Raw genomic sequence first — 11,551 nt, 5'->3', positions numbered from 1 at the left:
CGACTTGCATGTGTTAAGCACGCCGCCAGCGTTCGTCCTGAGCCAGGATCAAACTCTCCATAAAATTTAGGAAAGCCTTGATTGGCTCTAATAATCTTTTTGGCCTGAACCTTGAAAAATCAAAGTCCAGTAAAGAAATTGCCGATTGCTTATGTTCATAATCAATCGATGTTTTAAAAACATCTGGCTTGAATCACAAATGATCCATGTTGCATTGTTTAGTTTTCAAAGAACAACTCTGTCTTTCGAAGCTCGCTTTCGTTTGAAAGGCTTTGCTTCAAGCGACTCATTTATTGTACCGCATCTCTTTCAGACTGTCAAGAACTTTTTTATTTTTCTTTTTGTCTGAGTCATCTGCTCCAGCAAGGCGCTTCCAATCAAGGAGCATTTTCTTGCCAGGCCGGTGTCTCGCGGCGACTTGTATTATATTACAGGACACGCAGGCATTTGTCAACAGCTTTTTCAAAAAAACTTGCAAAAAAAGTCCCGCATCGTCAAAGCGAGCACTGCTGCGCGCAGACGATGCGGGATTCCGGCATCCATTTCAGTCTTTCAGTTTCAGTCATTCAGTTGTAGATCCGACAGCATCTCAACGACAAGACGGATTCAGAGCGCCCATATCACGGACCTTCCGTGTAAGCCTCTGCGTCGATGACGATATCGTCATCGGCTTCGGAGATCTTGTAGTTGCCACGCGGCGTGCCGCGACGCTCAAGATCGCGCACGATGGCCGCACCTGCACCAGAGCTGAGCTCAGTCAGCGAAGCAGCACTCTGTGCATGAGCGCAGCCAGCCAGACCACCAGACGGGATCGACATCGCCACGGCGAAGAACGCCGCGAGGAAGATTCCTGTCCTGGATATCATTCTGCCCATACTCTCACCTCATTCTCTCACCACCGACAAGACAAGGAGCTTTGCCAGCGGAGCCAACCATGCCCCGATAAAGAGAAAACAGGCTGCATGAATCCATACAGCCTGCTCGGGAATATCCAGTTCGGTCCTCACCGGTCAGCCAGGGTCAGTCACCAATCAGTTCCATGGCCCAATAGTAGTGACCATCATTGCCTCTCACACAAGATACACCCATCTTCGTGAAATGATGGTTAAGGAGATTTGCGCGATGCGTCGGGGAACCCATCCAAGCGCGAACGATCTTTTTAGCATCCACTACGCTGCTGATGGCAAGGTTTTCACCGAACCAGGAGCAGGACGCACCATTCAAAACCGATTTGACAGGGCTGCCGTCCGGGCGCTGATGCGCGAACAAGATGCCCGCTTCCTGAGCCCGGGTCCCAGCCGCCTGGTCAAGATAAACAATCCCGCTTAACGGCTGGATGCCGGCTGCCGTACGTTCAAGATTGACTTCGTTCAAGACTTCATCCTGAAGGCTGGCCGCAAAAGCCGTGCTCGATGCAAAAACGATACATGCCATGACGAGTAAAGTCATGATCTGCCGCAAGGTTTTCATATTGGCCGCCTCTTTCGTTACGATAGTTTGACTTGAGAGCACTTGGTCTCCAAACCACCTTGCGCTGCCTTCATCAGGCTGTCATCCATATCGCTCCGAAACTTAAGCAGATCCGCTACCGCTGTGGGCGCTGCGCGACCACAGGGCATGTTCGCACCGATTCAGTTTTGTCTGGTTTATCCTTACTACTTATAGTTTACCATACATATTTTATTGGGTCAATCCAATTCCCTATATTAATGTAGATTCTCAAAGTGGACGTAGACACCATCGAGGTCTTCAAGCAGGATGCCCATCTCGCTGAAACCAGCGTGGAGAGCTTCTGCCGAAAGCTCGACGTTGTTCTTGACGTCGCCCGTGCGAACGAGTGCGAGAGCAGCATCGTCGGTCGGCGTGATGCGGAAGACGGAACCGTCATAGACCATGCGGAACATGCCCGTGCCGTCCGTCGTCGTCAGTGCCTTCGTGTACTCGCGGTACTGCGTCTTCGGCTGATTCGGTTCCGGCAGGCGCTTGCCCGTCGGCTCAAGGCGAACCTTGTCCGGATCCGCTGCGACATCGTACGTGCCGTAATGCGAGACCTGGCCAGACTCGACCTTGAAGAACGGAAGCTCAGCACTCGCCAAACCTGCGACGCGCTCGACGCCCGGTACGCCATGGTTGCCCATGTTGCTCGTCCAGGAGCCCGAACCGTCGACATTCGACGGATTGTGCGGGTCGATATCCGGCTTCGTCGGCACCGTCGGCGAGAGCGTGATCAGGCCGCCGTAGTTGTAACGGTAGTTGCCTGCCACATCGCCCGTGACGACTGGCGTGCCGTTGATGTGCGCCACGACTCCGTACTGGTTGCTGCCCAGATCGTTGCCCGGCGTGTAGTCCGCATCGACATGTTCGCCATAGGCCAGCTGTGCATCGATGTCCGGATCTACCGTATAGGTGACGTCTGCAAGTGTGTTACCCGTACCGGAGACGAAGAACGTGACATCCTTCGGGTCGATCTTCACATCAGCCTCACCACCCGTGATCGTGTAGTTGTTGAGGAAGTCTGCACCCGAGAGGTCCGTGCCGAAGTGGTACGTGTTGACATCATTCGTCTTGGTGTTGCCATCCAGATAAGCTCCGCCATAGTCGCCATAGTCGAAAAGGAACCCAGTCGGAAGGTCGCCATTGACAAGCCCCTTGACCTCAGAAGTCGTCTCCTTGACCGTGCCGTACTCCGTCTCGACGTCTTTCGTCTTGATCGTAAGCTCGGCCGGCGTGACGCTTGCCGTATTCTCGAACGTTTTGCTCGTTGCACCATCTGCGAACTGGTAATTCTTGTTCTTCAGGCTCTCCAAACTTACCGTCGTATCGTAGATGTTGTCGCCGACATTCTCCGTGATGCGACCATCTGCCGCACCCGTAAGTGCACTCGAGTCCGTAATGTCAAGAAGCAGCGTGCCATCGCCATTGACACCCGTAAAGGTGGCCTTGCCGAATGGGTCTTTCTGGCCATACTTCGTCGTGTAGAGCGGCGAACCATCCGGATTGACGATCTCTTCCTCGGTAATCGTGTACGGCGTGATGTTGACATAGTTCGTACCATCATCGTGGACGTCGTAGTTCCGCAGGACGTCGCTCTCACTGTTGAGCGTTGCCTTGTAGTTGTACTTGCCGACGTCGTTCGTCTTCGTCAGATCATCGTTGTAGGCCGTACCGTAGTTGCCATTGTCGATGACAATGTCGTTCTTGTCGCCATTGACGAGCTTCGTGTAGGTCGTCATCGTGCCATCGTCTGTCTTGACCGTGCCATAGACCGTCTCGATGCCCTTGCGCGTGACCGTGAGGTCGGCCTTCTCGACCGTCGCGCTCTTGTCGAACGTGAAGGAACTCGTGTCCTCAAGACCGTAATTCTTCTTGTCCTGTGCGCTGAGGCCGTCGAGCGAGACAACCGTGTTATAGGCATTCTCGGCTGAACGCCAATTCCTGCTCAATAAGAAAAATTCTTTCTAAATACCGCCAGGAATACACAAATAGACACTTCTTGCCCATTTGTCCAACGCAAAAGAACAGGCAGACTCCAAACGGAGACTGCCTGTCCAGAAGATCTGTCAATCTTTGATATTCGTGATGATACGGCCGAGGCGCGTGCCGGAGAAGAGGTTCCAGGTCCACTTGATCGCAACCGTGAAGTTGGCATGTGCACCGGCGAGGCGCAAGAGGTGGACGAACATCCATGCGCACCAAGCGATGAAACCCGTCATCTGCGGGTTCAGCTTCGTCTTGTCGACGACAGCTTCGCCGCGGCCGATCGTGGCCATAGCGCCGAGGTCTTTGTAGTGGAACGTCGCGAGGTCCTGCTGGCCGCGGATGAGCTTCATGATGTTGTCATGCGCCGTCTGTGCCTGCTGCATGGCAACCGGTGCGACCGTCGGCAGCGGGCGCTCCGTGCCGTGCTGGTAGTGCGCGCAATCGCCGATAGCGAAGACGCAGTCGCTGCCCTCGACCTGCAGCTTCTCGTTGACAATGATGCGGCCGCCGCGGTCGACTTCACCGCCGCAGTCCTTGATGAACGGCACGGCCTTGACGCCTGCTGCCCAGATGACCGTCTGCGTCGGGATTGTCCTGCCGTCCTTGAGCTTGAGGTCGTTGCCGTCGTAGCCGACAACCTGGGTGTTCAGCATGACGTCGACGCCCTTCTTGCGCAGGACCTTGACAGCGTGCTCGCGCAGGTTCGGGGCGACCATCGGCAGGACATTAGGCGTGGCCTCGATGAGCTTGACGCTGACTTCGCTGAAGTCGAGGTTGTGGAACTCCTTCTGCTGGATGCCGAAGAGCTCCGTCAGGGCGCCGGATTCCTCGATGCCCGTCGGGCCGCCGCCGACGACGACGAACGTCAGCATGCGGCGGCGAACTGCCGGGTCCGTCTCCTTGTTGGCGCGCTCGAACATGTGCAGCACGTGATTGCGGATGTGGAGTGCCTCCTGCAGCGTCTTCATGCCGTAGGAGTGCTCTTCGACTTCCTTCATGCCGAAGAAGTTCGTCGTCGCACCGGCTGCGAGGATGAGGTAGTCGTAAGCGAGCTCACCGTGATTCGTCAGCAGGACCTTGCGCGCCTGGTCGACGCCCTCGGCCTTAGCCATGAAGAACTCCACGTTCTTGGTCTTGCGGAAGAACGTGCGGACCGGATAGGCGATCTCGTCCGTCGAGAGGACTGCCGTCGACACCTGATACAGCAATGGCTGGAAGAGCTGGAAGTTGTGGCGGTCGACGAGCATGACGTCGACATCTTCCTTCGCAAAGAGCTTGGCGAGTTTGACGCCGCCGAAGCCTGCACCGACAATGACAATACGTGGTCTCTTCTGATTCTGCTGATCTGCCATGATGAGTCCTCCCCTGACAATACACACGAAATAAGGAATGATGGAAATAATTGCATAATTGTAGTGAAAGTGAAAAAATTAACTTTCCGATGAAAAAAATCACATCGTGTAAGCGTCCTTCACGTACCACGATGATTTCGGCGAGCTCTCCGGCAGAGAATGTGCATTTTTTAACTTACCTGTCGGCACTTCTGCACGCCGTTGTTTTCTTTTGGTTACTATCATAGCACGTTTCACGAGTATTGCAAGTCATTTCGCGCTTTTTTTCACAAAGTTATTGTTCATTCCCATTTTTCTGTCAGGTTTCCATTTGTTTTGCTTCTATGAATCGCGGCTATGTCATTCCATGCATAGGAGGAATGTAAAAAAGGACTGGTTCTGAGACGAGATGCACAGAACCAGCCTCTATCCGCAACAATCCCCAGGCTCAATAGCGCTTGCGCTTGACGGATGAGTCGTAGCCGAGCTGTTCGCGGTATTTCATGACGGTGCGGCGCGAGAGCGCGATGCCCTCTGCCTTGAGCAGGGTGCAGAGCTTCTGGTCCGACAGAGGCTTCTTGGGATCCTCGCCCTTGATGAATCTTTCGATGGCCGACTTGGCCTTGGCAGCGGCGACATCCTCCCCTGTATCAGTCCGCGCGCTGCGCGCTGTAAAGAAGCTGCGCAGCGCGATGACGCCCGTCGGTAGCTCGGCGTACTTATTGGCGACGGCGCGGCTGACGGTCGACTCGTGCACGCCGATGGTATCGGCCACCTCCTTCATCGTCATCGGTTCGAGGAAGGCGGGCCCCTTCTCGAAGTAGGCTGTCTGGCGCCGCACGATCTCCTCGACGACGCGGCGAATCGTCGTGCGGCGTTGCTCGATGCTGTTGATGAGCCAGGCAGCCGCGCGCAGGCGGCCCGCGATGTACTTCTGCGTCGCCTTGTCGAAGGTATCGGACTGTCGGTAGAGCGCGGAGATGTGGAGCTGTGGCACGCCGGCCTCTTCGACTTCGACCTCATAGCCCTTCTCGCCCTTCCGGATGATGACATCCGGCGTGATGTAGGCGGAGTCCGCCGCGCCATACGCGGCGCCGGGCTTCGGATTGAGGCGGCGCACGATGTCGACGGCCATCTGGACCTCGGCGGGGCGCACGTGCTCGGCGGCGGCTATCTCCTTGAGGCGGTGCGCGGCGACTGCATCGAGATGGCGGTCGATGATGGCGGCGACGAGCCCGTCGTAGATGCCCTGGCGCTGGGCCTGCAGGCGCAGGCATTCGGCGAGATCGCGCGCGCCGACGCCGGCCGGCTCGAAGCCCTGAATGACTGCGAGGATGCGCAGGACCTCCGCCTCGCTGCAAGCCATCGCACGGGCAACCTCAGCCACGGGCAGTGTCAAGTAACCGCGGCTGTCGAGCGAGCCGACGAGGAAGGTCGCGACAGCGCGCTCTTTCTCTGCCCCGTGCTCACCCTTAAAGGTGAAGTTGACCTGCTCGAGCAGCTCTTCCTCCAGTGTCGCATGAAGCGGTGCCGGTGCATCGAACTGGCGCTCGTCTTCATCGGTGAAGTAGGCCGGCTGCTTGCCGCCACCGTCGAGGTAGTCGGCGAGCGCGCGAACACCTGCATGCGCAGGGCCGCCCTGCTCGTAGAGCTCCCGACGCCCCGACGGATAGTCCATCTCGAGCACGGGGTTCTCCAGGTATTCTTTTTCAATGGTCGCGCAGAGTTCCTGTGCGGAGAGCTGCAGGATCTCGATGGCCTGCTGCAGCTGCATCGTCATCGCCAGATGCTGCGAGAGATTCATGCCAAGTGACTGCTCGATGTTCTTCACCCCCTTCTCATGTCTTTTTATTGACTATCATTATAGCATACCCGCATAAAAAATCCACTGCACCAATGGCACGGGTGCAGTGGATTGCATGTGTGACAGTCAGACCGTCGGATAGTCAGGTTTGGCGGATTGCCTTATGCCTGCTGCGACATGGCAGCGGCGATGGCGGCGCCGAGGCCCGAACCGCCGTTCTCGAGGACGGTGTCGACGAGCGATGCCGACTCACCGAGCAGCTCGGAGAGGGCACGCATGATGTTCTCTTTCGCCAGCGGCATCTTCTCGTAGACGGAGCCGTCGATGGCGATGTGCTGCTTCTTGATGGCTTCGTCGCCAGCCAGCTGCCAGATGATGCCGACATACGTGGCCGTGACGAGACGCGCGGAGCGGACGACGAGTGCCGCTGCGAGCTCCTGCAGGCGCTGGCGGTCGACCTCCTCGAGATCATGGCCCGTCTTGGCACTGACGATGCGGCCGACTTCTGCAAGGCCTGCCGTCTCGTCGAGGATGATGTTGCTCATGTCAATGCTCGTGAAGCCGTACTTCTTGCCCTTCTCGCCGAGCAGTTCAGCGATAGCCATGCCGAAGAGTTCGCCCATGTAGCGGCCGGAAACCATCTTCTCGAGGCGCTGCTCGCCCGGCTTCTCGGACTGAGCATCAAATTCTGCGTCAAAGCGGTTCGGCGCGAGCTTCATGAATCCGCCGGACTCGAGGTTCAGGATCATCGGGCGCTCTGCCTTGCCCTTGAACGGCTCGAAGTAACAGGTGTTGTGGCCTGTCGCATAGATGGAGCCGATGTAGGTGTCGGCCTGCTTGTAGGCAGCGGCGAGCAGGACGGCGACCGTGTCGTTGATGACAGCCGTCGGCTCGACATTGTCGATGCCCTGGCGGTGCAGCGCTTCCTTGAGCAGGTCATTGACGACCTTGCCCTCGACGCCTGCCGTAGCGAATTCCTTCGTCCAGATGATGAGCTTTGCGTTGTAGAGGTCCGTCTGCTCAGACGGGAAGGAGAAGGTGTGGCCAAGCAGATACTTCGTCGTGTGGTCGCCCTCGATGGCCTCATCGACGAGTTCTGCGATGAAATCGAACTGCTGCTCAGCCGTCGAGCCCTCGCCGACGAAGTCGTAGACACCCTCGACGCGCAGCGGCTTGGCGACTTTCTTCAGGACTTCGAACTTGCCGTGACCGTCGAGGCGGATGCGCAGGACGCGGACATTCGTACCGCCGAAGTCGAGTGCGAGGTACTCGCCCTTCTCCTCGCCCGTCGGCAGTCCGACGTACGACTTGAGCATGCGCAGCGAAGATGCGGACGGGTCATCGAGGCCCTGGCGCAGGTCGTAGCGGAAGTTGGATGCGACCTCGTGGAGGCGCTCCCCGTCGACCTTGAATTCTTCGATGATCTCAGCAAACTGGTTCTTGTCAAATGCCATGATTACCTTCCCCTTTATTTATACATAGAGATAAATGATTAGCGTTTTGAAGATGATCCATGATGGTTCAGGAGTCCTGCTGTTCGGCGATCTCCTCAAGATACGCCCAGCGCTCCATGAGGTGGTCGAGCTCTGCGGCGAGGCGCGTCTCCTCGCGTCCAAGCTCTGCGAGGCGCGTGTAGTCGGACGCATTCTGCTGCATCTCGAGCCGGACGACCTTTAGCTCGCCCTCCTTGCTCGCGATGACGCCCTCAATCTCCGCGTATTCCTTCTGCTCGCCAAAGCTCAGGCGGCGCTTCGCTTCGCGTGCGGGGCGCTCCTGCGCCCTTTTCGGCTCGCGCTCCTTCTTCGCCTCGGCAGAAGGCGGTGCCTGCTGCGCTTTCTTCGCCTCTTCCTCGCGTTCCTTCTCCTTGTAGTAGGAGTAGCCGCCCGCGTAGAGGCGCAGGCTGCCGTCGGGCTGGTAGACGAAGACTTTGTCGGCCAGGCGGTCGACGAAGAAACGGTCATGCGAGACGAAGAGGATCGCGCCGCGGAAGTCGTCGATGAACGACTCGAGCACGGCCATCGTCTCGAGGTCGAGGTCGTTCGTCGGCTCATCTAAGAGCAGGACATTCGGCTCCTCCATCAGGATGCGCAACAGGAAGAGGCGGCGCTTCTCGCCTCCCGACAGCCGCGCAATCGGCGTCCACTGGAGCTCGCCCGGGAACAGGAAGCGCTCCATGAGCTCCTTGGCCGAGATGCGCGAGCCGTCCGCGAGCGTGATGGCGCGCGCGGCCTCCTGGATGTACTCGATGGCGCGCAGGCGCTCGTCCATGCTGACGGCGCGCTGCGTGAAGTAGCCGATCTTGACCGTCTGGCCAATCGTCACCGTGCCGCTCGTCGGCTGCAGGCGCCCCGCAAAGATATTGAGGAGCGTCGACTTGCCTGTGCCGTTGCGGCCGAGGATGGCCACGCGGTCATTGCGCAGGACGGTGTAGGAAAAGTCGCGGATGATCGTCCGGCCGCCCACCTCGTAACTCACATGGTCGAGCTCGATGACGGTACGCCCGAGGCGGCTGCCCGCGAGCCCGATCTCGACCGTGCTGCGGTCGAGGTCGACCTTCTTATTCTTGACCTCCTCGTAGCGCTCGATGCGGGCGCGCTGCTTCGTCGAGCGGGCCTGTGCGCCGCGGCGCAGCCACTTGAGCTCGTTGCGCAGGAAGTTCTGGCGCTTCTGCTCGCTGGCCTCCTCGCGCTCGATGCGCGCTTCCTTCTGCTCGAGGAAGGAGGAGTAGTTGCCCGTGTAGGTGTAGGCACTGCCCTTGTCGAGCTCGAGGATCTTCGTCGCCGTGTTGTCGAGGAAGTAGCGGTCATGTGTGACCATCAGGAGCGCGCCCTTCTGGCCCCTGAGATACTCCTCGAGCCAGGCGATCGTCTCGCTGTCGAGATGGTTTGTCGGCTCGTCGAGCAGCAAGAGGTCGCACGGCTGGATGAGCGCCGTCGCGAGTGCCAGGCGCTTCTGCTGGCCGCCCGAGAGCGTGCCGGCCTTGGCCGTATAGTCGCCGATGCCGAGCTTCTGCAACACCGTCTTGGCCGTGCTCTCGACCTGCCAGCCGTCGAGCTCGTCGATCTTCTCCGCATACTGCATGATGCGCTTCTGTATCGCGGGGCTCTCAGGGTCCTTGGCCGCCTCAGCCAGTGCGAGCTCGTAGCCGCGCAGGGCATCCATCAAGGGCGTCATGCCGCGAAAGACCTCCATGAGCACCGTGTGCTCCGGGTCAAAGACCTTGTCCTGCGCGAGGTACTCGATGCGCAGGCCGCGCATCGTGACCATCGTGCCGTCATCGACGGGCACGAGACCTGCGATGGCCTTGAGGAACGTCGACTTGCCCGTGCCGTTGACACCGACGATGCCGACCTTGTCCCCCGCATCCATGCTGAGGTTGACCCCGGCAAACAGCTGCTTCTCGCCGTAGCTCTTCGTGAAATTCTCGAGTGTTATGATCATCTGTTATCTTCCTGTTTCCACCTGATACGTCTTATTATACTGTCTTTTTCCCGAAAATCCTAGTACAGGAAACGGAATGAGATTCTTAGATTTTACGGCATGTCGACGATCTCATCGTGCTCCTTCACGAGGTCCTCGGCGCAGTGGATCAGCACGCGCGTGATGCGCACGCCGTCAACTTCTTCGACGTAGAAGAGATTGCCGCCCGCAGCCGCCATCTGGCCGACGCGCGGCGTCTGGCCGATCTGGTCGTAGAGCCAGCCGCCGACAGTGTCGACGTCCTCGTCCTCGATGTCGATCTCCAAGATATCCTCGAGTTCTTCGAGCAGCATCTTGGCGTCGACCGAGAAGATGCGCTTGCCGCGGCGCTCGGCCGTCGGGCGCTCCTCGTCGAACTCATCCTGGATGTCGCCGACAATCTCCTCGACGATGTCCTCGATGGTCACCATACCGGCTGTGCCGCCGTACTCGTCGACGACGATGGCCATCTGCGAGCGCTGCTTCTGCATCGTCTTGAGGAGCACGCTGACATCCATGCTCTCCGGCACGATCAGCGCCTTGCGCGCCAAGCGGCGCAGGTTGGGCTTGCGCCCCTCCGCCATGACACGCATGAGGTCCTTGACGTGCAGGAAGCCGACGATATGGTCCTTGTCCTCATGGCAGATCGGGTAGCGCGTGAGCTGCTCTTCGAGAATGATGTGGAGATTCTCGTCCATCGTGTCCTCGAGGTAGAGGCAGACCATGTCCGTGCGCGGCGTCATGATCTCGCGGACGTTGAGGTCCGTGAAGTCGAAGACGTTGTCGACGAAGTCGACCTCCGTGTCGTCGATGAGGCCCTGGCGGTGGCTCTCCTCCATGAGCAGGCGTATCTCCTCCTCGGTGTGGGCGTCGTCGCCCTCCGAGGCCGTGTGGAAGCCCATGCGGTGCGCCACCCAGTTGGCCACGTGGTTGAGCAGCCAGACGAACGGGTACATGACGCGGTGGAAGACGAGCATCGGCAGGGCCACGCTCAGCATGATCTTCTCGACATTCTGAATGGCCATCGTCTTCGGCGTCAATTCGCCGAGCACAATGTGCAGGCCCGTGATGATCGAGAAGGCAAGCGCCAACGCGATCGTGTGGCCGATGACATCATCGAGTCCGATGGCGTGCGTGATCGGCAGGATCAGCGTCGCGACGGCCGGCTCGCCGACCCAGCCGAGGCCGAGCGAGGCGAGTGTGATGCCGAGCTGCGTCACCGAGAGCGAAGCGTCGAGGTGGTCTGTCAGCTTCTTGGCGTACTTCGCCTGGCGGCTGCCCTCCTGGATGAGCGTCTCGAGACGCGAGGGGCGTATCTTGACGCAGGCAAACTCTGCCGCGACAAAGAAGCCGTTCATCGCGATGAGAAAGATTACGAGCAATAACTGGAATAATATGGGCACAATGTCCAAATCAGAGGAACCTCCTAAGTCCTAAAAAATCGAAAAACATAAAACGCAAAAACACCGCGTGACAG

8 protein-coding genes and 1 rRNA gene are annotated in these 11,551 nt (G+C 58.4%); all 9 read right to left on the bottom strand.

Translation table 11 applies throughout. The annotated features are described in order from the left end of the window. A 16S ribosomal RNA gene (locus T518_RS09080) occupies positions 1–64 on the bottom strand; the annotation flags it as partial. Between the two features lie 556 nt (positions 65–620). Then, positions 621–875: a hypothetical protein gene (locus T518_RS09075; protein WP_155948122.1), complete on the bottom strand. Its 255-nt coding sequence runs from the start codon at positions 873–875 to the stop codon at positions 621–623. A 145-nt stretch (positions 876–1,020) separates the two neighbouring features. Beyond that, positions 1,021–1,470, bottom strand: coding sequence for a CAP domain-containing protein (locus T518_RS09070; RefSeq protein ID WP_051652274.1), 450 nt, complete (start codon positions 1,468–1,470; stop codon positions 1,021–1,023). Between the two features lie 236 nt (positions 1,471–1,706). Further along, the gene (locus T518_RS09065) at positions 1,707–3,443 is read right to left on the bottom strand and encodes a hypothetical protein (RefSeq protein WP_036378394.1); all 1,737 of its coding nucleotides are present in this window, start codon (positions 3,441–3,443) and stop codon (positions 1,707–1,709) included. A 117-nt stretch (positions 3,444–3,560) separates the two neighbouring features. After that, positions 3,561–4,832, bottom strand: a complete 1,272-nt coding sequence (locus T518_RS09060; RefSeq protein ID WP_036378393.1) for an NAD(P)/FAD-dependent oxidoreductase — start codon at positions 4,830–4,832, stop codon at positions 3,561–3,563. A gap of 427 nt (positions 4,833–5,259) precedes the next feature. Continuing rightward, complete coding sequence (gene rpoN, locus T518_RS09055; protein ID WP_155948121.1) at positions 5,260–6,642, bottom strand: RNA polymerase factor sigma-54; 1,383 nt, start codon at positions 6,640–6,642, stop codon at positions 5,260–5,262. Positions 6,643–6,776: 134 nt separating this feature from the next. Further along, positions 6,777–8,069 (bottom strand): hexokinase family protein, encoded by a 1,293-nt coding sequence (locus tag T518_RS09050; protein WP_036378390.1) that lies wholly within the window; start codon positions 8,067–8,069, stop codon positions 6,777–6,779. A 67-nt stretch (positions 8,070–8,136) separates the two neighbouring features. After that, on the bottom strand, positions 8,137–10,056 hold the full coding sequence (locus T518_RS09045) for an ABC-F family ATP-binding cassette domain-containing protein (protein ID WP_036378385.1): 1,920 nt from the start codon (positions 10,054–10,056) through the stop codon (positions 8,137–8,139). 92 nt (positions 10,057–10,148) lie between these two features. Then, positions 10,149–11,486, bottom strand: a complete 1,338-nt coding sequence (locus T518_RS09040) for a hemolysin family protein (RefSeq protein WP_036378383.1) — start codon at positions 11,484–11,486, stop codon at positions 10,149–10,151. Positions 11,487–11,551 lie beyond the last annotated feature (65 nt).

The sequence above is a fragment of the Mitsuokella jalaludinii DSM 13811 genome (genome assembly GCF_000702905.1).
Classification (GTDB): Bacteria; Bacillota; Negativicutes; order Selenomonadales; family Selenomonadaceae; genus Mitsuokella; species Mitsuokella jalaludinii.
The sequence above is the reverse complement of the archived record's forward strand: the minus strand, read 5'-3'. Positions and strand labels throughout refer to the sequence as shown.

What these genes read in the sequence shown, in the direction of transcription:
- T518_RS09075 (WP_155948122.1), bottom strand. Translation starts at nt 875, where the DNA reads ATGGGCAGAATGATATCCAGGACAGGAATCTTCCTCGCGGCGTTCTTC.
- T518_RS09070 (WP_051652274.1), bottom strand. Translation starts at nt 1,470, where the DNA reads ATGAAAACCTTGCGGCAGATCATGACTTTACTCGTCATGGCATGTATC.
- T518_RS09060 (WP_036378393.1), bottom strand. Translation starts at nt 4,832, where the DNA reads ATGGCAGATCAGCAGAATCAGAAGAGACCACGTATTGTCATTGTCGGT.
- T518_RS09050 (WP_036378390.1), bottom strand. Translation starts at nt 8,069, where the DNA reads ATGGCATTTGACAAGAACCAGTTTGCTGAGATCATCGAAGAATTCAAG.
- T518_RS09045 (WP_036378385.1), bottom strand. Translation starts at nt 10,056, where the DNA reads ATGATCATAACACTCGAGAATTTCACGAAGAGCTACGGCGAGAAGCAG.